This window comes from Pseudomonas sp. GW821-FHT02A08 (genome assembly GCF_059422045.1).
The window spans coordinates 40,294-60,670 of record NZ_JBWKWD010000041.1 but is presented as its reverse complement, the minus strand read 5'-3'; the positions used below and the strand labels follow the sequence as shown (position 1 = coordinate 60,670).

Genomic DNA, 20,377 nt, shown 5'->3' with positions numbered 1-20,377 from the left:
ATTCAACATTGATGTCGACTGACACACCGCTTTCGCGAGCAAGCCCGCTCCCACAGGGTCCGGTGTTGTTTTTACTGGAGGTTGATATGCCGGCAATGTTCGATCTGATCAATTTCACCGAGCAGGGATGGGGCAGTGCGCTGTTGAAGGGGCTCTGGATGACCCTGCAGATTTCCGCCGGGGCCTTTGTGCTCGGGCTGGCCATCGGGTTGGTGGTGGCGTGCCTCAAGCTCGGCGCGCCAAAGCCGATTGCAGCGCTGATGCGCGGCTACACCACCTTGTTCCGCGCGGTTCCTGAGCTACTGCTGATTCTGTTGCTGTACTACGTCGGCTCCATGCTCCTCAACTCGCTGATGACCCGACTCGGCTACGGCGTGGTGAACGTCAGCGGCCCGCTGGCAGCCATCGTGGTGCTGGGGCTGGTGCAGGGCGCCTACGCCTCGGAGATTTTCCGCGCGGCGATCCAGGCGATTCCCTTCGGCCAAATCGAAGCGGCAAAGGCGTTCGGCCTCAACGGTTTCGGTCTGTTCCGCCGGGTCACGCTGCCGATCATGGCGCCTTACGCCATGGCCGGGATGGCCAACCTGTGGATCAACCTGATCAAGGACAGCGCGCTGATCAGCGTGGTCGGCACCAACGAACTGCTGTACACCGCCAAGCAAGGCGCGGGTTCGACGCGCCACTACCTGTTGTTCTACCTCACGGCTGCCGCGCTGTACTACGCGGTGACCTTGGCGTCGAACTATCTTTCGGGACGGTTGGAGCGACGTATTCGTCGCTGGATGCCTCTTGTTGACTGAACCGGCAGAGAGAATGAAATGATTCCAGCGTGGATAGTTGAATACGGGGCGCTGTTGGGCCGGGGGCTGCAAACCACCCTCATCATTCTGTTGGTCTCCAGTGTGTTCGGTTACCTGCTGGCGGTGCTGGTGGCGCTGGCGCGTATCTCGAAAAACAAGGTGATCGCCAAGGTCAGCCTGTTCTACACCAGCGTGACGCGCGGCACGCCGTTGCTGATCCAGATCTACATCTACTACTACGGGCTGGGCAGCCTGTTTGCCCAGTTCCCGCTGATTCGCGGCAGTTTCCTCTGGCCGTACCTGCGCGATGGCTACTGGTACATCGTGTTCGCTCTGGTGGTGTCGATGGGGGCCTATGTCGGCGAAGTGATTCGCGGTGGCCTGCTGGCGGTGCCCAAGGGCGAGATGGAGGCCGCGTCGGCCTTTGGCATGACCGCGCGCCAGTCGTTGCTGCGGGTGCGCTTGCCCCGGGCCCTGCGCCTGCTGTTGCCGACCCTGGCGGGGGAGACCGTGATGCTGCTCAAGTCCACGGCGCTGGCCTCGACCATCGCCGTGATCGACCTGCTCGGCGCCGCCAACGTGGTCCGCGCGCAAACCCTGCAAGTGTACGAACCCCTGTTGCTGGTGGCCGGTGTCTACGTCTGCCTGACGTTCCTGATCGAAGCGCTGTTTGCCTTTGCCGAACGGCGTGGGACGCCCGTGCGCAGGTCGGCCTGATGAGTTCGTCCAAAGTCGACCGCTCGCTGCAGGGCATTGGCCTGTGCACCCTGGGCTATGCGTTCCTGTCGTTGCAGGATGCGGTCATCAAGTGGCTGGTGGCCGACTATTCGGTGGTCACCATTCTGTTCTGGCGTGCCGCCGTGGTGGTTGTGGCCGTGCTGCTGGCGGGGCGTTCGCGCGTTATCCAGCGGGCCTGGCATTCACCGAGCCGGCGCCTGCTGGTGGTGCGCGGCTTGCTGTCGATAGTGGCCTGGGTGCTGTACTACACGGCGGCCCGGGACCTGACCCTGGCCGAGATGACCACCCTGTATTTTTCCGCGCCGATCATGGTCACGGTGCTCGCGGCGGTGATACTCAAGGAGCGCGCCAGCGGCTGGCAGTGGTTCAGCCTGATCATCGGTTTTGTCGGGGTGGTCATTGCCTGTCGCCCGGACCACATGACCGATCCGTTGCCCATCGTCCTGACCCTGCTGGCAGCGATGTGCTGGGCGTTCACCTACATCCAGCTGCGTCAGGTGGATGACCAGACCTCCGTGCTGGAACAGATGCTGATCACCAACGTGGTGTTTGTGATTTGCATGGCGGTGGCGCTGCCGTGGACCTACACACCCTCGCCGACACCGGCCTGGCTGGGCATGCTCGGCGCCGGCCTGGTGGGCGGCATCGGCCAGTTCCTGTTGTTCGCCAGTTTCCGCCGCGCCACCGCGACCTTGCTCGCGCCGTTCGAATACACCGGCTTGATCTGGGCGTTTGCCCTGTCGAGCCTGGTCTGGGGCACGCTGATGGACACGTCACTGATGATCGGCGCCGGGTTGATCGCCGTCAGTGGCACCCTGGCGATGATCTTCGGCCGGCACCCGTCACAGGACGTCGTCGGTGCTGAATGCTCCGTGACGCAGCCCCTTTATCCAGCAACGGCAGATATGCAGCCCGTTGGCGGCGCTGAAGGTCTCGGGGTTCAGGCACCACTCGAGCCAGAGACCGTCGAGCATCGCCGATAGGCCGATGGCGGCCAGGCGCGTGTCGTGAATCACGAAGCCTTCGCTGGCTGCCAGTTCATCGAGCAATTGGCTGAGCAGATCGATGTAGGCGCGGTAGGTTTTTTCGTGGGACTGGCTGACGTGTTCGGAGTGACGGATCAGGCTCCAGAACACCACCCACACCCCGAGCAGTTTCGGGTCCATGACCCGAGGGGAAAACGAGCCGACGAGGAACGCATCCATCTTCTGTGCGGGGGTGCCGGCCTGTTCGATTTCCTGGAGCAGGGCGCAGGTCAGTTCGCTCGCGAGCCGCTGGTAGGTGTCGGCGATCAGTGCCTCGATGCTGCCGAAGTGATGGTTGAGCAAACCCACGGACACCCCGGCTTCGGTGGCGATGCGCCGCACGGAGATCCCGGCGTGACCGTCGCGGCCCAGGCAGCGCAGGGTGGCCGCCACCAGCATTTCGCGGCGGTCTTCGGGTTCGGCGCGACGGTTTTTCTGGGCATCGGTTGTCACAAGGCTGTCCCTGGATGAGCTTCCACGCCGTCGAGCTTAGTTGAACACCTGTTCAATCACCAGCCTCGACAGCCGCGATACAGCGTTTTTCAACGGTCATGACAGGAGGGAAAACCAATGCCGCAGGATATTTCGTTCAGTGTCAGCAACAACAACGGCGATGCCGTGCGGGTCGGTGCCTGGCGCTATGCCGGCGATGGCAGCGGGCCGAACGTGCACCTGCAGGCCGGGGTGCATGCCGATGAAATCGCCGGGATGCTGGTCTTGCATGTGCTGATGCAACGACTACAGATCGCCGAAGCCCAGGGTCGGCTCAAGGGCCAGGTGACCGTGGTGCCACAAGCCAATCCACTGGGCATCGGACAGTTTCGCCAGGGCCGGATTCTCGGGCGTTACCACGACGCGACCGGGCACAACTTCAATCGCGCGTTCGACCAGTCGGCAGCCATGGCGCGACCTTCGACCTGCGTCCAGCAATGGCAAAAAAAACTGGTGCAACTGGCCGCCCCGGCCGACGTGATGCTCGACCTGCACACCGATGACGAGGCCCTGCCGTACCTCTACGTACACCGCAATTTCTGGCCCCGTGGCCGCGAACTGGCGGCGGCGATGAAGATGGACGTGGCGATCATCTGGGATGACGGCGGCGATGGTTCCTTCGAAGAAACCATCATCGCCCCGTGGATACGCGACGGCGTCACAGCAGGGCGCATGGCCGCGACCCTGGAGCTGCGCGGACAGGGCGATGTCAACGACCGCTTCGCCGAGTCGGATGCCGAAGGGCTGTACCACTGGCTGTGCGGTTGCGGCGTCATCGATGAGTCCGTGGCGCCTGCAGACTGGCCTGTCGAAGCCGTGGAAATGGGCCACATGGAAACCATCATCGCCCCGCAACCCGGCGTGCTGATCTTCGAAAAAGAGCTGGGGGATTTTGTCGAAGAAGGGCAGCGCTTTGCCCGGATACTCAGAACCCCGGGCGATCCGTCCTCCGAAGTGGTCCTGCACGCCGAACAAGCAGGGCGCCTGGTCACGCGCTATCGCGACCGACTGATCGCCCAGGGCATGGGCGTAGCGAAATTCACCGGCAGCCGGATGTCGCGTCACTGGAGCGGCGGGTTGCTCGACCCGAACTAACCAACATCAAACACACAACCCCTGTGGGAGCCGGCTTGCCGGCGATGCGATGGTGAATGTGCCGCCGCCATCGCTGGCAAGCCAGCTCCTACAATTGACCGGGTTTATTCACGCGGATCAATCTGATCCAGCACCCGGTTCGCCGTAATCTCCGCCAGCATCACGCTATTGGAAATCCCCAACAGGGCATTGCGCGACCCACCATCCAGATGATCCACCAACTGATGCACCATCACATCGACCGAGGCCAGCGTCTCGACCAGATACACCATCAGCGTTTCGGTATCGGCTTCGGGGTCGACGGTAAACAGGGAACAAGGTGTGCGCGGTGTGGCTTTGATATCTGCGGTCGAGGGGAAGTGGAAGGCGGGTTCGGTGGCCTCATTGAGCCTGTGTGAATCGGGTTCGCAGGGGGATGTCGGATCGGTGTCCGGCGGGTTGGGGGTGACCTTGAACATGGCAACTCTCCGTCTACGAGTTAAAGCTGCACCATTCGGTTCCAAGCGAAGGGTGGCAGCTGTACGCAGGTTGGAACCCGGGGTAAACGGAACCCGGCAGACCCGAAGATCTCCCACGCACAGCCGCCATAACGGAGTACACGCTCAAAAGCATGCAAGCATTGTTATGAAGGGCGTCATGCGCCGTTTACTCATCAGGGTTCCAAGCCTGATCGCTGAATTGGCAGCGACGCGGACACGATAGAACCCGACCCCAAGGCGCACAAGCCGGCGGATTCTGGCGTACCCGTAGGCAACGACGCAAGGTCTTGTAGCCCGCCGGAAATACCCTACAACCTTTTTAAACAAGCGCTCGTGGGCAATGTCGAGCGATCCCCACGCGAGCAAAAACATCCCTGATCAACGGAAGACCGGCTTTCGTGTATCGCTGTGTATCAGCGCACGAAATCCGACTACAACCCTACAAAACCCACTCATCACGGATACAGCCCGGATACACCACTGGGGCCAAATAGACCTGCCAAAGCGAGAAGCACAACGCAGCTCGCAACCAGGTTCATCAACCCTTGTGGTACGACCAATAGTGGTCCCGCCACGTCATTGATCCGGAGTATCAACATGTCTCGTATCCAGTCGAACAAAACCCGTATTGGCCTGATCGCTGTAGCACTGGTCGGCGGTATCAACTTCGCATCCTCGGCTTTTTCCGCCGAAGCCCTGCCTCAGGGCTATCAACTGGCCTCCGCCGAAAAGACCAGCGAAGGCAAGTGTGGCGAAGGCAAATGCGGTGCCAGCGAAGCCAGCGCCCAAAAGACCCAGGCCGAAGGCAAGTGCGGTGAAGGCAAGTGCGGCGATGCGTCTTTCGCCCGCACCGACGCCGACCATGACGGCCGCGTCTCGCTCAAGGAACTGCTGGCCGTGGCACCCAAGGGCACAGAGGAATTCAAAGCGATGGACGCCAACGGCGACGGTTTCCTGTCCGAGGGGGAGGTGTACAAATTCCGAACCAACCAGTACACCTCCAATGGCAAGAAAGTGCCGACCGAGCTGTTCACCAAGTTGAGCCAGGCTAAAGACTGATCAGCCGCAAACAAAAAACCCTTCCTGTGTTGAGGCGCAGGAAGGGTTTTTTTGTGTGGGCAGTAGTGGTTTGGTCGTCAGGCGCGGAATTGCACTCCTCTTGACCACCGATTGCATCGGATTGAACCGGCAGCTTTGTAACCATGACCGGCAGAGAACGGCCAATAGCTGCCTGTCGCCAAGGGCTTCAGCCGACCCAAAGCGGGCGTTCAAGAGTGGCAGCTTAGTGGCGATGACAAGCGGTCGTACAGTGTGCGACTTCGGTTTGGGTCTCATCTTGAATCAGAACCAGAAAGAGTCCGTGTATGTTTGACCACCACAACTGCCTAACTAGCTCAAGCTTGGTCAAGCATCTTTCATCACGTCGTCAGCCAAGACATGTAGATCGCCTAATATCAAAAAATGCGTACGCTGTACGCAAGTGTAACGTCCCGGAATTTTCTTTTTTATGGCGCACTCCGCAAGTATTTCCAGCGCATGGGCAACAACTGAATGCGTATCCGAAATGCTCTCTATCGAGCGGCTGTTGATCGCTTTTTCGTGCGCGATGAAGTTTCTATCCGCTTGGATAGAATCAATCTTATCCTTAATTCCCGTAGTGTCTTTCCATTTGCAGAGTCTGAATATACGCGCAAGGACACTGCTATACTTACCTTTAGCTGCGGAATTTGACGCTTTCTCAGCTAGGCTGTTAATAAGATTGTTAAAATCCCCCGCTTTTATCACGTCGGCAAGAAAAATAATTCCAGATTGATCCGCCGAAGTGAGGAAATCATGCATGAGCAGCGGCTGTGAAACGAAAATATTACGAAAAAAATCTTTAGTGGCCACTTCAAAGGTTGTAGACAATGCTAGGACTGTTAATGCCGAGAAATGATCGATTGAATTTGTCAGAGAACTCGAAAGCTGAGCGCCTAACCGATTTTTTATCTCGAAATCGCCTCCATTATCCTTCAAAGACATTACAGTCCGAGAATTGAGGTGAGCATCAATCGCGGTTTTGCTAGAAAGTAACTCGTGCAAGTCTCTGATTGCTATGAAATCCATTAGCGCTTTATGGTGCCAGTGATCTGCGTCAAAAAATGGTGTATTCATCACTCGATATATTCCAAGCGTGGGAAATTTAGAAGTAAGAAAAAAGGGGGCGGATTTATTTTTTCTGGATGAAAAAAGTCCGTCCCCGATTAGGTCGCTTTCGGAAAAACACTATTGATCGTAGGTCTTACCGTCCGTACTTATCTTGTAGATGGTTTCGGAGTAAGGCAGACGGGCTAGGATGGTGGTGGCGTTTACGACGCCCGCCATGGTCATCCCTCGGCAAAGGAGGCTGACATAGCCCTGGATTCGAACACACATGGCATCCGCGCTATCGATGAAATTCGTTTTGTTGAGGCGGAGCATGATGACTGTCCTTCCCTCAGGCACCGCTCCGATTGGCGGTACGGAGAATATCGTAATCTGGGTGTAGACGATCAAGCAGATCAGGGCAATGCCTGATGCAGTTAAAGCCTTCTTCATATTGTCAGCCCTTAGAGGTCGCACAAATTGCATTGGTGAGAGTCTTATCTTCCAGTTCAATCTATGCGCTTAACGATACCGAACCGGCCATCTTTGAAGTCGCTTGCACGGAGGATTTCGGGTGCAGCTTTTTCACAGCTGTAAGTCGAATAGCTCACTGGCGGTTTGCCGAAACGATCCGAGCTACGATCAGCGCAACCCGTGGAGGAAGCAACGATATATAACGGTTTAGTGATCGCTTCATTCTGGACTTGAAGTCCCATGGAGAATCTGATGCTTGCCGTGTGAGCAAAATCGTTTGCGTCGTCATGGTAGTTACCTAGGAACGTCGCATAGCTGCTCCAGCGTACGAATTCGAAGCCCATAACCCCTAGTCGTTTAAGCTCGCTTCCATTTGCTACGTAAACGATCAGTGGCGCCAACAGAGGGTCTTTGCTTTTGGATGAATAGGTTACCTTGGCCGTGATGTAGCGAGATCCACGCTCGGCTGATCGATACTCGTATTCATCACCATGATCGTTAAAGCTCCATTGGCCGGCTATCTGCGCAGACTGCAGTGCTACGGCGCTGTCGCCCGCAGCGAAAGTGTCTTTGACTGGGATTGTTTTGATACCAAGAGCCGCCAGCCGACGCTCTTCTTGTTCTTTGGCCTCTCGGTCTTTAACCATTTTTTGCACAAGACTAATGCCAGTTACGGCTTCGGCTGAGTCTGCGTAGCGTGTAGTCAACGATCCGAGGGCTTCTTTCGCCTTCGCTTCATCTCCGCTGTCGATAGCCTTTCTGACCTGCGTCAACAAAAGTGGCGGCGTCTCTTTGAGGATCGTATTTTCCTGTTCGAGCTGAGCGATTTTGCTCTGTGCGGCCTTCACTTCTGCCTGGAGAGATTCGACGTCTGATCGAAGGCTCTCTGCCTGCTTCTTATACATTTCGCCACCATCCCCACATCCCGTTAGGGACAGAGCCAAGCAGGCAACCACCAAATCATTCCTCACGACTCACTCCTTGGGTTAGCAGTCTCCATGGGTGGGAGTGGCAATCTAGCATCATTAAGCTGGCATCGGAACTGGGCGTCTAGCTGATTGATGGACATTGATGAATCAACGTCATCACTGCCATCCATGCCGTTGCCTTCAATAACCGATTGCCACGTTGCACGTGTTGGACGCCTCAGTGAGCAATCCTGGGACGGTGAAAGGGATGAATCTATTTTTCTGATGTCAGCTGCGGAACGTCGCGCTTTTCATTCCGCTAGCGACGCGGGACCTGTCCTGTCATGGGGCGTTCTGCGGGGGGAGGCGGGCGTTCAATCGCTGACGTGCAAAAAAGTAGACCGCCTTTGGCCGATCTCTGCCTGTTGCGATGGGCTGCAATCGACTGTGGATTCAACCGGTCGATGCAACAAGGTTGGCTATATCGCTCCGCCGACGTAGCTGAGAACGTGCGCTGCTCACCATGGATCAGAACGAAGAGCTCATCAAGCTCACCCTAGCCGTCCTCATGGCGCTCGACTGAGCGTCCGGTAAACATGCATTTCGTCGCCTTAAATCGGACAAAGTTACAGATTGCTATACTGTATGTACATACAGATTAAAAATTCGCTGTACGACTTGGAAGAAACTGACGAGAGGCTGGAGACCGTCAAGATTCTGATCAGCTCACGATGGTATGCAAAGAGCTTTATTCGCCGGAGATCTCGGTATTGGCCCGCAAATGTGAAGAGAATCGACAAACTGCGCTCAATCGGCGTCGACTCCACGTAATGCCTGAATGGGTATCCGAGGGTGGCGTTTTGCCTTATCTTAGGTCACGACGCACGCTGCAAGTGGTCACACCAAGGCCGATTGATATCCTCAGGAGATTTAGATGATGCCGTGATGATGACCCGACTGGATCGTCAGATACGATTGATGACAGAGGACGATAGTAACGCTCCTCATAGGGTTAGGCCCCGATCCAATGCAAATGGAGGTGTAGTCATAGGAGCAGTGCGTCAAGCAAAAAAGTTTCTACTTGATCATATGAAAGCAAAGGAGCGCAAAATCATGACGGCAGTCGAATCTCCGCAACTAGCAGCTTTCAGTTTTGAAGGTCTGTCTATTGAAAAAGTAATAATTCACAAAATCCACCCTAGGTCAGGGTCGGATTTAGTACCGCCGAAAACCAGCCAAAAACTAAGCGTCTTCCCTCAAGAAGCACTTGACACACTCCAACTGCGAATTCAAAAAGCATTAGGTAATAAATCACACGGCATAGAAATGAGCATTTCTCTTGAAGATGCTGACAGCTTCTTCCAAAAGTCAGCAACCATGCTCGCATGTAGTGATCAGGATTTTATCCTGAAATCCCAGAGTCTTGCACTTGACTTAAGTAAAGCGCAATTGAGCACAAACGCTCCAGGTGGAATGCTAGCTGTAATTCGAGGTCGAGTTGGAGACAAGGACAATCCCTTTCTCGCTGTAATAAAAGCAGATATACAGGATGGTTTCAGAGCAAACGAAGACGATGACAACGTTAATGTCGAATATATATCTGAGCTGCTATTAACAGAAGCTCAACGACTGTACAAGATCGGTTTAATTTCTCCTGTGCACAGTCGAGCACCTGTTAATCATTTATACTCACCTTCTGACTATAGGGCATTTCTCTTTGATCATCTGATGACAGCTACAGAAACCCGAAATGCTGCTGCATATTTTTACGGCAATTTTCTTGGTATGAGCATTCAAGCATCGTCAAAAAAACTGACGCAGGACTTTTTTGAACACACGAGAACTTTTATTGATACTGCTCCTATTTCAACGGAGCAAAAACTCGATTTGCACGAAGCCCTTAGATCAGATTTAAAAAGTCAAGCCGCAACCATAAGTGTTACTGATTTTTCCGAAAAACATCTTCCGGTTGGTTTAAGAGAAAGCTACTCATCCTTTATGGACTCAAAAAGCTTTCCAAAAAATGCGGTGATCAAAGACAACGAATATATAAACGCCAAACTTAAGCGTAGACGTAAATATGTTTTCACCAATGGGGTATGGCTTAGCACTCCGTCGGAAAGTGATGAGAATCTTTTGAAAATTGAATCGCTTGATGAGAAAGGCACTACAATTGTGACCATTAATAGCAGACTTGAAAGCCAGAAATAATGAGTGCCGAGTCATTTGTTGAATACTTGGAAATAAACCGTTCTCCTCTTGAAGCGTGGGGACGGTTTATTGCGAGCAGAATTCAATCAAGCCTTATTGAATCAGGCCACTCACCAGCGCTTATAAAAATCCCTGTATTGCCTAGGGTCAAAGACACGGCCTCGGCTGTCGGCAAGATCGGAAGAAAAGGCTATGACAACCCTATCTTGCAAATGACAGATTTGGTTGGAATTCGATTTGTTGTGCTCTTGACTGAAGACATAAAAACCATATGCGACATCATTTCTACCGAGCGCTCTTGGAAGGCAGAGGTTTCTAAAGATTTTCTTCTAGAGATTGAAAGCAATACAAAGAGCTTCGACTACCAATCAAAGCATTATGAAATTCGACCGTTAGAAGATTTTGTAGTTGACGACTTTAACGTCAGTAAAGACTTATGCTGCGAGGTTCAGATCAGAACCTTGTTGCAACATGCTTATGCCGAAATGGTTCACGATAATATTTACAAACCAAAAGGTTTGGTAACCAGCTCAGCTGAGCGACATGTAGCTAGAAGCATGGCGTTGATTGAAACAACCGATGATTTGTTTAGTCGCACCATCAAATTACTTGACGATGCAAATGCACCTAGAGCGGCATTCGCTAAAGATCTTGAAAACATATTTAGAGAGCACATAGGAGGGCAGTACATTGCCCCTGATAGTAAAACCTCACTCCTAATAATCGACGCATTCAGTAATATGTTAGAGCCTGGGCTTTCAAAAGAAATCAACGAGCTACTAAATTCAAAAAAATATATAGCCCGCAAAATAAAAGAAAGAGCCTCAACCAAAGGGCTATTTAGCAACAGCGTTATTCTTTTTGTTTACTGGCTTGCTTTGAACAGTGATAGTACTACGCTCAAAGCGCGGTGGCCTTTGCCGGGTGACTGGCGCTCTCTAACTCTTGTTACTGCAGACGTGAATTGCTAAACCTGAATTCTACGACTCGTCGACAGATCCCCCTATTATGCTCCTGCAGCGCCTTCAAGGCCGTCTGGTCGGCGATGATTCTGGCTTAGATAACAAAAACCGCTCGCCCGAAAGAGCGCCCGAGTAGGTTGTGTGGCATCAGGGCGAGTGAATCGTCCTTAGTTTTGTAGACGCTGACCGACTGTTCTTGGCCGACTTCCGCCCGTTGTGATCGGAAGAGAGCGGCCATGAAAGAGCTTTTAAACTACATCATCCTGGTTTTTTATCACCGATGGTTTTGAAAATTAATTCTAAAGGACTCGAGAATGGAATTTCTTCTACTGCTCCAGATTTCGTGGATCTAAACAAACTTTCTAAAACTAACTTGCGGTCGTCCTCAGACTTGAGCTTACCTTCATTCAACAAAGCCAGGTATGTCTTTGTGAACGTAATTCTTTCTTCTGCCTCCAAAGCTAAGTAAGAATGGGTGTTGAACTGACGAAGAGTAATTTTGATAAGAATCCCTAACAATGTTATCAAAAGTGCCGCTCCCGCTAGATCCGCCACTGCAAGAGTGAGTTCAGAGCGAGTGGGTGCTGCTACGGCTATTGTAGACAAAGGAGTCAAAGAAGACGCTATGGATTCTGACGTGATAGGTGCGAGCTTAGACGGTGTGACTGCAAGGTTTGTCGATTGAGTTGACGATAGTGGTGACTCTAATCGCATGGAAGGCGGATTGATAAGGACTGACTTTTCCGTGCGTTGCTGGTGAATTAAACTAGACAGACCCACAGCGCCCCCAGCTGCGAAGTATCCCAGTACAGAACTGAACATTACTACCATGCTTAGTAAGACAGCAAAAAACCACACAACCTTAAATATTGAATGATTACGCCTACGAACACTCCAGTATTGAACAGAAGCATCTAAGTCTACTTGGTCGTGGTAAGCCGCTTTCGCAGAAGCTAAAGTATGCGTTGCTTCGCTAACGGCTGCTCGTGCAGAATTACGCACTTTTATCATGTAAGCTGTATATTTTTTCCGACGCCTCAGGTAAGCGGCGGTCAGCGAGTTGGCGAGGCCGTCTATATCCGATTTTGCTGTTGATGTTGAGTCAATAATATCCGTCACGTACTCATTGACTGCATCGGTCGCTAATTCTGCATGGGAGACAAAACGCTCTAAGGTTTCCCTCATCACGGATGAGCGAGCTTCTGAGCCTATGGAAGAAAATCCTTGGAGTGAAATAGCAATTTGTATTGCGATAGATTTTTCAAACGATAGTCGATCACTTTGTGTAAGGGTGCTTATCTGCCCATCACGATGAACCGCACTTCTGGTATGTTTATTCAAATAAACAAGGGTCAGTGCGGCAGTTACATCATCATACTCATCCCTAGTCCTTCTGATAAGGAAACCCTCATCACTATCGTAGAGAATGAATGGCATCTTTTCATTCCCTAATCTAAATTCTGTCGCCCCAATATTATTAACGTATTGCTTAGCTTCCTGGATCGGCTTCAAGAAATAAGTTTCAAATATTGCCTGGCCTGCATCTTTGTAAGCGCTCGGCAATTTGGTTAACCATTTCCAATGCTTAATCTGTAATTCCAAGTACGACTGTAATTCTTCATACCTTTCAAATTTTATTTTCTCGCTGTTCAGGCGCAAAACTACTTCGTGTACTTCTGGCATGCAGTCTTCCTTGGCCATAGGATGTTTGGTAAATTTGTAGCAGCAACCGCAGATTAGCTGACGTTCACCATGCAAGCGACGCTCTGAATGATATTACTTGATATAAACGAATCAGCGCGAGCCTTGATGTATGCCTGAGTCAGGCCAAATTACCCTTGTTCCACGGACACATTCAAGGCAGCTTTTGGCCCGCTTCGTCCGTTGCCGAAGGTCTGCAGTGGGTCGATTTCAGCCGGTTACGACAGGCAGCTATTGGCCGTTAGCTGCCTGCCGCGAAGGGCAGCTATTGGTTGTGGATTCAACCAGTCATAACCATAAAACGCGGTAGTCAAATCCATACAAATGCCTGCTCAGCTCGAACGCAATCAGCTGACCAAATCCATCCACCCCCCATCACGCCTTAACCCACCGCTGCCGACTCCAACTACTCAACCCATCAACAGCAAACACCAACAACAACATAGCCAGAATCACCGTACTAGCCTGAGCCTCCTGAAACAGGCTAAGGCTGACATAAAGCATCTGACCCAAACCACCAGCCCCGACAAACCCCAACACGCTGGCCATCCGAATGTTGTTCTCCCAGCGGTACAAAATGTACGCCAACAACTGCGGAAACAGGTTAGGCAGAGTGCCGTAGCAGAAGGCCCAGACCACGTTGCCGCCCTGCAAACGAATGGCTTCGGCGGGTTGCGGCGGGGTGTTTTCCAGTGCTTCGGCGAACAGGCGGCCGAGTACGCCGGTGGTGTGCATGGCCAGTGCCAGGGTGCCGGCGTTCGGGCCGAGGCCGGCGGCCAGTACCATCAGCGCGGCCCACACCAGTTCGGGAATGGCGCGCAGGCCATTGAGTACAAGTCGCGACGCGCTCTGCAGCAGCCAGCCGAAGCGCCCGGCCGCCGGCAGCGCCAGCAGCAGGCCAAACACCGCCGCGAGCAGGGTGCCGAGGGCGGACATCGCCATGGTTTCCACGGCGCCACGGCCGATGGCTTGCAGGTGGCTGGCGCTCAGGTCCGGGCTGAGAAAGCGCAGCACGTAGGCGCCCATCTGCTTCAGGTTTCCGCTGCCCGTCAGTTCGCCGAGGTCGATGCCCAGATAGCGGAACGAGGCGACGATCGCGGCGCCGATGCAGAGGATCAGCAGCAGGTTGATCAGGCGATTCATGCGAACCTCCAGCGCAGCAGGCGGCTGATCTGGTCGGCGAATAGCACCAGGACGAAGAAGGTCAGCAGCATGCTCGCCACTTCACCGCCGGCGAACATGCGCAGCGACAGGTCGATCTGCTGGCCCAGCCCGCCGGCGCCGACGAAGCCCATCACCACGGACGCGCGGATCGCGCATTCCCAGCGATACACGGTGTACGACAGCAGCTCCGCCGCGACATTGGGCAGGATGCCGTAGCAGAACGCCGTCAACCGGCCACTGCCGGCTTGCAGCAGTGAGTGGGCGGGGCGCTGGTCGACCGACTCGAAGATTTCCGCGTAGACCTTGCCCAGCATGCCGCTGTAGGTGATGGCGATGGCCAGCACCCCGGCCGTCGGGCCAAGGCCGACGGCGCGCACGAACAGCAGGGCCCAGACGATTTCCGGCACGCTGCGCAGGAAGATCAGCAACCCGCGCACCGGCCAGCGCAACAACCGGCCCAGGGCGCTCGGGCGGCCACCCCGCGAGGCAGCCGACAGTGACAGGGCGCGGCTGGCGAGCAAGCTGGCGGGCACGGCCAGCAGCAAGGCCAGGGCCATGCCGGCGGTGGCGATGGCCAGGGTCTGCAAGGTGGCTTGCCACAGCAACTGGAGGAACTCTTCGCCATGGGCCGGCGGCCAGAAGGCCGAAACGAAACGGCCCATTTCACTCTGGCTGTCGGCCTTGAGCAGCACGCCCAGGTCCAGTTCGCTGAAGTGGATGCCGGGCCACAGCAGGGCCAGCGCCAGCAGGCTGAGCAGCAGGCGGGGCAGGGTGGCCGGGTCTCGTGTATCGCGCGTCAGCATCGGGGAATCTGCAGGCTCAAGGGCGCCACCGGAGCGGGCGGGGATTGCAGTTGCTCGTTGGCGTAGAGCCGGTCGAGCAAGTCGTGGTCGACGTCGGCAGCGGGAAGATCGAAGAGGATCTGGCCGTCGCGCAAACCGATGATGCGCGAGAAGTTGCTCAGCGCCAGATCCACCGCATGCAGGCTGGCGACCAGGGTCACCTTGTGTTCCCGGGCGTGGCGGCAGAGGATCGACAGGGTGTGTCCGGCCAGCACCGGGTCCATCGCCGACACCGGCTCATCGGCCAGCAGCACGTCGGGGGCCTGGTACAGCACGCGGGCAATGCCCACGCGCTGCAGTTGGCCACCGGACAATTGCTGGCACTGGGCGAACAATTTGTCGCCAAGGTCGAGTTTAACCAGGGCCGCGCGTGCGCCGGGCACATCCACCGGATGCAACAGGCTCAGCAGGCTTTTGGCAAAACCCCACTGCCCCAGTTTGCCGGCCAGCACCGCCGTGACCACCCGCTGGCGCGGTGGCAGTGGCGGCGCCTGATGCACCAGGCCGATGCGCGCGCGCAGGCGTTGGCGCTGTCGGGCGCCGAGCTGCCAGGCTTGCTCGCCGAGCACCTCGACCGTGCCGCTGTCGGGGCGCAGGGCGGTGGCCAGCAGGTTCAGCAGGCTCGACTTGCCGGCGCCGGACGGGCCGATGATCGCCACCTGCTCACCGGCGCCGATGTGCAGGTCGATCTCATGCAACGCCCGCACGCCCGTGTCGTGGGTGAGGCTGACCCGGTTCAGATGCAAGGTCATTTCAGCAGTTCGGCAGCGCGCGCGGCTTCCTCGATGCCCTTGTAGTTCTCAGGCTTGGTCTCGATGAAGCGGCTGGCGGCCTGCAGGTCCAGGATCGCCTTTTGCTCCGGGTTGGCCGGGTCGAGCGCGAGGAAGGCGACCTTGATTTTCTCGGCCAGGGCCGGGTCGAGGGTGCCGCGCACGGTCCAGTTGTAGTCGAAGTAGGCCGGCGTGGTGGCGAAGACCTTGACCTTGTCGGTGTCGACCTTGCCGGCCTTGACCAGTTTTTCCCAGACGCTGGCGTTGAGTACGCCAGCGTCCACTTTGCCCGCCTGAACCCAGGCGACCGTGGCGTCGTGGGCGCCGGAGTAACCGACGCGGCTGAAATAGGTTTCCGGCTTGATGCCGTCCTGCAGCATGAAATAACGCGGCATCAGGCTGCCGGACGTCGAAGAGACCGAGCCGAAGGTGAACGATTTGCCCTTGAGGTCGGCCAGGGATTTGACCGCCGGGTCGGCGGTGATGAATTTGCTGGTGAACTGCGCATCCTGCTCACGCTGTACCAAGGGAATGGCATTGCCGGTTTTCAAACGCGCCTGCACGAAGGTGAAACCGCCCAGCCAGGCCATGTCGATGCGGTCTGTGGCCAGCGCCTCGACCACCGCCGGGTAGTCGGACACCGGCACGAACTCGACCTTCATGCCCAGTTGCTTCTCCAGATACTCACCCAGGGGCTTGAACTTGCGCAGCAATTCGGTGGGGGCTTCGTCGGGAATGGCGCTGACCTTGAGGGTCTCGGCAGCCTGTGCCAGCAGGGTGGAAAGGGACAGGGTCAGGCCGACGGCCATAGCCAGGGTACGTTTGAGCATGGAAGTTCTCCGGTTCAATAGCGGAAAAATGTCGATGCGCCCCGCACAAGCTGATTGCTGCACGACGCTTCGTGAGGGTAGACGAAAACGCCGCGATTATAGGGAGTCCTGCGTGCTTGACCAGCATTGTGTAGGAGCGAGCTTGCTCGCGATGCACGCTAACGATTACGCGTGCCGGCTGGAAAAACACGGTTCCCCTCACACTCATCGCTGGAAGACCGTAGCAGTAAGCGATTAATTCTCCATTTCCTACATGTATCTCGGAAACGTCCCATTTACGTTCATTTCCCCTGCGTTAACCCTGTGCGCCGCGCATTGCCATGCCTCCCTTTTCAATCGGGAGCGGGAGCCATTTGAGTGTTGGCGGGCGCCCCGAGCGCCTGTCTCAAATCGTCAACAGACAGGGAAATCAAGCAATGACAGAGGGATATTTCATTCGCAAGGATGACTGGACCACCTGCGGCGGCAAGGTGCTGGATGCCGATGGCCACCTGATGATGTTTGACTTTGCCGCCGCGTGCGCCGGGGACCCGGTTTCCTGCGGCAAGGACAACAGGATCTACGTCATCGTCGGTGGCATTTCACACATCGAAAGTCACGGCAGATTACTGGCCGGCACGCTGGACAGCTTCAGCAGTTGCCCCTGCAACGCCAGGCTGATTCCATCCGTGCTCGATACCACTTACTGCAACGAAGAGGCCCCGGCGCCACGAGCGGCAAGGACAGCCGCGCAACCGGAAACGCCCTCCGCACCCGGCAATCGCCCCGCCAGTTATACCTCGACGCCGAAACCCTACGTGCCGACCTTCAGCGAATGGCCGGGCCGGGTCTGCGAGAACTTCTGGCGCGTGTATCAACAGAGAGGCGAAAAAATCGTGGCGCCGGGCGGCCAGCTGATTGCCGACCCCAAGGCACGCAACAAGGCGATCAATGCCGCCTACGCTCAACTGTGGCGCGACGACCCACGCTTCCAGTGGGCCGGCCTAGCCGCCTTCGCCTCCAAGCAGGTGGGCTGCGGTCTGCTGCACGCGGCGGAGTCGATCGAGAAGATTCACGCCGAATACCAGGCCACAGAGCACCTGAAGTACAGTGCCAGACAAGGGCTGGTGGGCTTGCTCAGCCGCAGTGAGCGGGAAAAGCGGGCGAAAATACGCGAGTTCGAACAGCGCCAACGGGATTACGAACAGGCCAACCGCGACAACCCGGTGCCGCTTGGCACCCTCGGTGCTGGCGACGACTCGCTGTCGTACGCGCAACGGCTGTTCCAGTTCGTGTACGAGATGCTGGCCATGGGCAATACCACGCTGTTCCTCGATGTGTATCCGCTGCATGTGTTTTATGCGGAGCGGGGGTTGGCGGCGTTGAAGGATTGTCTGGCTTCACGGAAGAACATCTATGGGAGTGGTGAGTATCCGGTGCTGTGGCCGGTGGGGCAGGAAACGCTGAAATTCGGGATTGACCATGAAGAAGTCCTCTTGGCCTTCGAGGCGATTGAGACTGGCAGGATCGCGGAAAGTGTCGCGCTTCTTGCCGAACACGAACAGGTCAACATCCTGCAACCGTCGATGTACGATGACACGGGACTGAAATGGCTGCTTCGTGGCAACCATGCCTCCTACGTCACCAACTTGCCCTCTGGGGCCGCTCAAGCCATCGAGCTGACCCTGGCCAGCCAGTGCCATCCCGTCGATGACGGGCGCACCATTGGGTTTGGCAACAACCCCGTTGCCAACCTGGCCGACGTCAAGCAACGCATGGCCTTCGTGCTCAGAGCCGCAGAGCAGTTTGATAGCTTGTTGCATAGCGACAAACGTGAACAGATTGAGCAATCGATTCGGGATATCGCCTTGGATGGGGGCGTACGATGAGCCTGATACATCGCGTGGGTTGGCGCCGTATCGTCATGGCGCTGGCGGTCACGGCCCTTCTGACGCTAGCGGCGATTCAAGTTCCATCGGAAGTGCCGGAAATAGCGCTGGTGATTGGCGAGCCGTACGAGGCCATGCGTCAACGCTCCAGCGCAAGCATCGACCCCGCCATACCGGGGCACTCATGGTTCAACGTCCCCAAGTCTGATGCCCGCCTTCGTTTCATAGACCCTCAGTACGGCTTTGTAACCCCGCTGGCCCGCTTCTTTACCGTTGGTTTTACTGACGAGAAAGTAAGGGGTGTCCGCATGTCCCCACAAGTCGAGCCACTGTTGCTCGACGACACCCTTAAGGTCGTGCTGGATCTGCAAGACCAATGGCGTAACGCCGGTTGGGTACCCATCAGGGTCAAGGATTTCCCATCGTTAGCCGACACCCCGCAATGGCGAGCCCAACTACGCGATGTCAACAAGGGCGGTACAGTCTACTGGCGAGCAGGTGACAAGTACCAACTGATGCTGGTGGTCAGTCGCTTCAGGGACAATAAGCGTCCCACCGAGGAGCGCTACCTGATCACATTGGGAATCCACCGATCAAGGGGAGTGCAATGAGTCTGTTGCAGGGCATTGGCTGGCGACGCGGCGTGCAGGCACTGGCGGTGGCGGCCCCCCTGACATATGCAGCGACTCAAGTGCTATCGGATGAACCGGAAATCGCACTGGTAATTGGTGAGCCTTGGGAAACCATGAGAGAACGCTCCAGTGCGGCCATTGATCCGGCCATCCCTGGGCATTTCTGGGGTAGATTGCCAAAGGCGGATGCTCGCCTTCGTCTTGCTGACCCTCAATATGGCTTTATAACTCCACTAGCGCGCTACTTCACCATTAGCTTCAAAGGTGATGAGTCAGTCAATGTTGTCCATATGTCTCCGCAAGTCGAGCCCCTGCTGCTAGACGATACGCTCAAGGTCGTGCTGGACCTGCAGGAGCAATGGCGCAAGGGTGGCTGGACGCCGAATCGGGTCAGGGAGTTTCCATCGTTCGCCGATACGCCCCAATGGCGCGCCCAACTGCGGGACGTTAACAAAGGCGGCACTGCCTACTGGCTTGCAAGCGACAAGTACCAAGTGATGCTGGTGGTTAATCGTTTTAAGGATAAAAATCGCCCCACAGAAGAGCGTTATCTCATCACGCTGGAGCTTGGTAAGTCACGGGGCATGCGATGAGTTTGATGCATCGCGTGGGGTGGCGACGTGGTGTCGTGGTGCTTGCAGTCACGGTTCTCCTGACAGTGGTGGTGATTCAACTCCTGTCGGATGAACCGGAAATCGCCTTGGTGATTGGCGAACCCTACGAAGCCATGCGCCAGCGCTCCAGCGCAAGCATTGGCCCGGCTATTCCTGGTCACGCATGGTTCAGTATTCCAGAATCCGATGCTCGTCTGCGCTTCGTTGATCCCAAGTACGGTTTTGTAACCCCACTGGCCCGCTTTTTCACGATTGGTTTCGATGATGGACAGATCGACGGCGTCCGCATGTCCCCGCAAATCGAGCCACTACTGCTCGACGACACCCTCAAGGTCGTGCTGGATTTGCAGGAACAATGGCGCAAAGCCGGCTGGACCCCCATCCGGGTCAAAGAAGATCCTCCATTCGCCGATACGCCAGAATGGCGAGCCCGATTGCGTGACGTGAACAAAGGCGGCACCTCCTATTGGCATGCGGAAGACAAGTATCAAGTGATGCTGGTGGTTCATCGCTTCAAGGACAACAAGCGCCCAACGGAAGAGCGTTACCTCATCACATTGGCGCTGGCCACGCCGTGGACGAACCCTTGACCCTGCGTCATGAATACGGACGCAGCAATCGCTGCGGGTGGAGGCGTGCGATGAGTCT

At 55.9% G+C, this 20,377-nt stretch carries 20 protein-coding genes and 1 pseudogene; 11 read left to right on the top strand and 10 right to left on the bottom strand.

Annotation, left to right across the window (positions count from 1 at the left end):
- The first annotated feature begins 86 nt into the window (after window positions 1–86).
- The 3 genes from AC07W4_RS23540 to AC07W4_RS23530 are packed head-to-tail and all read left to right on the top strand — an operon-like array spanning window position 87 to window position 2,521.
- Window positions 87–800 carry an ABC transporter permease gene (locus AC07W4_RS23540; RefSeq protein ID WP_007981895.1) on the top strand — a complete coding sequence of 238 codons (714 nt, stop codon included), beginning with the start codon at window positions 87–89 and terminating at the stop codon, window positions 798–800.
- An 18-nt stretch (window positions 801–818) separates the two neighbouring features.
- Complete coding sequence (locus AC07W4_RS23535; protein ID WP_015095644.1) at window positions 819–1,517, top strand: ABC transporter permease subunit; 699 nt, start codon at window positions 819–821, stop codon at window positions 1,515–1,517.
- Window positions 1,517–2,521 (top strand): DMT family transporter, encoded by a 1,005-nt coding sequence (locus AC07W4_RS23530; protein ID WP_495034178.1) that lies wholly within the window; start codon window positions 1,517–1,519, stop codon window positions 2,519–2,521. The genes AC07W4_RS23535 and AC07W4_RS23530 overlap by 1 nt, the downstream gene beginning before the upstream one ends.
- Here the strand turns inward: AC07W4_RS23530 and AC07W4_RS23525 are convergent.
- Window positions 2,477–2,962, bottom strand: a pseudogene (locus tag AC07W4_RS23525) (TetR family transcriptional regulator C-terminal domain-containing protein); the annotation flags it as partial. The gene AC07W4_RS23530 and the pseudogene AC07W4_RS23525 sit on opposite strands and share 45 nt — an antisense overlap.
- A gap of 171 nt (window positions 2,963–3,133) precedes the next feature.
- Between AC07W4_RS23525 and AC07W4_RS23520 the strand changes: the two are divergent.
- Window positions 3,134–4,150, top strand: a complete 1,017-nt coding sequence (locus AC07W4_RS23520) for a M14 family metallopeptidase (RefSeq protein WP_495034177.1) — start codon at window positions 3,134–3,136, stop codon at window positions 4,148–4,150.
- 104 nt (window positions 4,151–4,254) lie between these two features.
- Here AC07W4_RS23520 and AC07W4_RS23515 read toward each other — a convergent pair whose 3' ends face one another.
- A complete protein-coding gene (locus AC07W4_RS23515; RefSeq protein ID WP_495034176.1) occupies window positions 4,255–4,608 on the bottom strand; it encodes a DUF6124 family protein in 354 nt (117 codons plus the stop codon).
- Between the two features lie 618 nt (window positions 4,609–5,226).
- On the opposite strand from AC07W4_RS23515, the gene AC07W4_RS23510 reads away from it, so the two are divergent.
- Entirely contained in the window at window positions 5,227–5,688 is a 462-nt protein-coding gene (locus AC07W4_RS23510) for an HvfA family oxazolone/thioamide-modified RiPP metallophore (protein WP_116265222.1), read from the top strand.
- A 345-nt stretch (window positions 5,689–6,033) separates the two neighbouring features.
- Here the strand turns inward: AC07W4_RS23510 and AC07W4_RS23505 are convergent, their stop codons facing one another.
- The 3 genes from AC07W4_RS23505 to AC07W4_RS23495 all read right to left on the bottom strand — a co-directional run bounded on the left by AC07W4_RS23505 (window position 6,034) and on the right by AC07W4_RS23495 (window position 8,132).
- Complete coding sequence (locus AC07W4_RS23505) at window positions 6,034–6,783, bottom strand: hypothetical protein (RefSeq protein WP_495034175.1); 750 nt, start codon at window positions 6,781–6,783, stop codon at window positions 6,034–6,036.
- 111 nt (window positions 6,784–6,894) lie between these two features.
- Window positions 6,895–7,206: a hypothetical protein gene (locus AC07W4_RS23500; protein ID WP_495034174.1), complete on the bottom strand. Its 312-nt coding sequence runs from the start codon at window positions 7,204–7,206 to the stop codon at window positions 6,895–6,897.
- Window positions 7,207–7,262: 56 nt separating this feature from the next.
- Window positions 7,263–8,132, bottom strand: coding sequence for a coiled-coil domain-containing protein (locus AC07W4_RS23495; protein ID WP_495034173.1), 870 nt, complete (start codon window positions 8,130–8,132; stop codon window positions 7,263–7,265).
- A gap of 1,116 nt (window positions 8,133–9,248) precedes the next feature.
- On the opposite strand from AC07W4_RS23495, the gene AC07W4_RS23490 reads away from it, so the two are divergent.
- Together AC07W4_RS23490 and AC07W4_RS23485 are read left to right on the top strand one after the other, a co-directional pair.
- Window positions 9,249–10,346 carry a nucleoid-associated protein gene (locus AC07W4_RS23490; RefSeq protein WP_495034172.1) on the top strand — a complete coding sequence of 366 codons (1,098 nt, stop codon included), beginning with the start codon at window positions 9,249–9,251 and terminating at the stop codon, window positions 10,344–10,346.
- The gene (locus tag AC07W4_RS23485; protein WP_495034171.1) at window positions 10,346–11,317 is read left to right on the top strand and encodes a GTP pyrophosphokinase; all 972 of its coding nucleotides are present in this window, start codon (window positions 10,346–10,348) and stop codon (window positions 11,315–11,317) included. Before AC07W4_RS23490 ends, AC07W4_RS23485 begins: the two co-directional genes overlap by 1 nt.
- Window positions 11,318–11,566: 249 nt before the next feature.
- On the opposite strand, the gene AC07W4_RS23480 is transcribed toward AC07W4_RS23485, so the two are convergent.
- The 5 genes from AC07W4_RS23480 to AC07W4_RS23460 form a co-directional block, all read right to left on the bottom strand.
- A complete protein-coding gene (locus AC07W4_RS23480) occupies window positions 11,567–12,991 on the bottom strand; it encodes a DUF6161 domain-containing protein (protein ID WP_495034170.1) in 1,425 nt (474 codons plus the stop codon).
- A 393-nt stretch (window positions 12,992–13,384) separates the two neighbouring features.
- Window positions 13,385–14,152 (bottom strand): phosphonate ABC transporter, permease protein PhnE, encoded by a 768-nt coding sequence (gene phnE, locus AC07W4_RS23475; protein WP_495034169.1) that lies wholly within the window; start codon window positions 14,150–14,152, stop codon window positions 13,385–13,387.
- Window positions 14,149–14,976: a PhnE/PtxC family ABC transporter permease gene (locus tag AC07W4_RS23470; RefSeq protein ID WP_495034168.1), complete on the bottom strand. Its 828-nt coding sequence runs from the start codon at window positions 14,974–14,976 to the stop codon at window positions 14,149–14,151. Before AC07W4_RS23470 ends, phnE begins: the two co-directional genes overlap by 4 nt.
- Entirely contained in the window at window positions 14,970–15,767 is a 798-nt protein-coding gene (locus tag AC07W4_RS23465; RefSeq protein WP_495034167.1) for a phosphonate ABC transporter ATP-binding protein, read from the bottom strand. The genes AC07W4_RS23470 and AC07W4_RS23465 overlap by 7 nt, the downstream gene beginning before the upstream one ends.
- Window positions 15,764–16,615: a putative selenate ABC transporter substrate-binding protein gene (locus AC07W4_RS23460; protein ID WP_495034166.1), complete on the bottom strand. Its 852-nt coding sequence runs from the start codon at window positions 16,613–16,615 to the stop codon at window positions 15,764–15,766. The genes AC07W4_RS23465 and AC07W4_RS23460 overlap by 4 nt, the downstream gene beginning before the upstream one ends.
- Window positions 16,616–17,031: 416 nt before the next feature.
- On the opposite strand from AC07W4_RS23460, the gene AC07W4_RS23455 reads away from it, so the two are divergent.
- Genes AC07W4_RS23455 through AC07W4_RS23440 form a run of 4 tightly spaced genes read left to right on the top strand, consistent with a single transcriptional unit; the run spans window position 17,032 to window position 20,319 of the window.
- Entirely contained in the window at window positions 17,032–18,483 is a 1,452-nt protein-coding gene (locus AC07W4_RS23455; protein ID WP_495034165.1) for a PAAR domain-containing protein, read from the top strand.
- Complete coding sequence (locus tag AC07W4_RS23450; protein WP_495034164.1) at window positions 18,480–19,094, top strand: hypothetical protein; 615 nt, start codon at window positions 18,480–18,482, stop codon at window positions 19,092–19,094. Before AC07W4_RS23455 ends, AC07W4_RS23450 begins: the two co-directional genes overlap by 4 nt.
- The gene (locus tag AC07W4_RS23445; protein ID WP_495034163.1) at window positions 19,091–19,708 is read left to right on the top strand and encodes a hypothetical protein; all 618 of its coding nucleotides are present in this window, start codon (window positions 19,091–19,093) and stop codon (window positions 19,706–19,708) included. Before AC07W4_RS23450 ends, AC07W4_RS23445 begins: the two co-directional genes overlap by 4 nt.
- The gene (locus AC07W4_RS23440) at window positions 19,705–20,319 is read left to right on the top strand and encodes a hypothetical protein (RefSeq protein ID WP_495034162.1); all 615 of its coding nucleotides are present in this window, start codon (window positions 19,705–19,707) and stop codon (window positions 20,317–20,319) included. The genes AC07W4_RS23445 and AC07W4_RS23440 overlap by 4 nt, the downstream gene beginning before the upstream one ends.
- Window positions 20,320–20,377 lie beyond the last annotated feature (58 nt).

Bases quoted from the DNA above. Each gene is read 5' to 3' on its own strand.
- AC07W4_RS23540 (WP_007981895.1), top strand. From the start codon at position 87: ATGCCGGCAATGTTCGATCTGATCAATTTCACCGAGCAGGGATGGGGC.
- AC07W4_RS23535 (WP_015095644.1), top strand. From the start codon at position 819: ATGATTCCAGCGTGGATAGTTGAATACGGGGCGCTGTTGGGCCGGGGG.
- AC07W4_RS23530 (WP_495034178.1), top strand. From the start codon at position 1,517: ATGAGTTCGTCCAAAGTCGACCGCTCGCTGCAGGGCATTGGCCTGTGC.
- AC07W4_RS23520 (WP_495034177.1), top strand. From the start codon at position 3,134: ATGCCGCAGGATATTTCGTTCAGTGTCAGCAACAACAACGGCGATGCC.
- AC07W4_RS23515 (WP_495034176.1), bottom strand. From the start codon at position 4,608: ATGTTCAAGGTCACCCCCAACCCGCCGGACACCGATCCGACATCCCCC.
- AC07W4_RS23510 (WP_116265222.1), top strand. From the start codon at position 5,227: ATGTCTCGTATCCAGTCGAACAAAACCCGTATTGGCCTGATCGCTGTA.
- AC07W4_RS23505 (WP_495034175.1), bottom strand. From the start codon at position 6,783: ATGAATACACCATTTTTTGACGCAGATCACTGGCACCATAAAGCGCTA.
- AC07W4_RS23500 (WP_495034174.1), bottom strand. From the start codon at position 7,206: ATGAAGAAGGCTTTAACTGCATCAGGCATTGCCCTGATCTGCTTGATC.
- AC07W4_RS23495 (WP_495034173.1), bottom strand. From the start codon at position 8,132: ATGTATAAGAAGCAGGCAGAGAGCCTTCGATCAGACGTCGAATCTCTC.
- AC07W4_RS23490 (WP_495034172.1), top strand. From the start codon at position 9,249: ATGACGGCAGTCGAATCTCCGCAACTAGCAGCTTTCAGTTTTGAAGGT.
- AC07W4_RS23485 (WP_495034171.1), top strand. From the start codon at position 10,346: ATGAGTGCCGAGTCATTTGTTGAATACTTGGAAATAAACCGTTCTCCT.
- AC07W4_RS23480 (WP_495034170.1), bottom strand. From the start codon at position 12,991: ATGCCAGAAGTACACGAAGTAGTTTTGCGCCTGAACAGCGAGAAAATA.
- phnE (WP_495034169.1), bottom strand. From the start codon at position 14,152: ATGAATCGCCTGATCAACCTGCTGCTGATCCTCTGCATCGGCGCCGCG.
- AC07W4_RS23470 (WP_495034168.1), bottom strand. From the start codon at position 14,976: ATGCTGACGCGCGATACACGAGACCCGGCCACCCTGCCCCGCCTGCTG.
- AC07W4_RS23465 (WP_495034167.1), bottom strand. From the start codon at position 15,767: ATGACCTTGCATCTGAACCGGGTCAGCCTCACCCACGACACGGGCGTG.
- AC07W4_RS23460 (WP_495034166.1), bottom strand. From the start codon at position 16,615: ATGCTCAAACGTACCCTGGCTATGGCCGTCGGCCTGACCCTGTCCCTT.
- AC07W4_RS23455 (WP_495034165.1), top strand. From the start codon at position 17,032: ATGACAGAGGGATATTTCATTCGCAAGGATGACTGGACCACCTGCGGC.
- AC07W4_RS23450 (WP_495034164.1), top strand. From the start codon at position 18,480: ATGAGCCTGATACATCGCGTGGGTTGGCGCCGTATCGTCATGGCGCTG.
- AC07W4_RS23445 (WP_495034163.1), top strand. From the start codon at position 19,091: ATGAGTCTGTTGCAGGGCATTGGCTGGCGACGCGGCGTGCAGGCACTG.
- AC07W4_RS23440 (WP_495034162.1), top strand. From the start codon at position 19,705: ATGAGTTTGATGCATCGCGTGGGGTGGCGACGTGGTGTCGTGGTGCTT.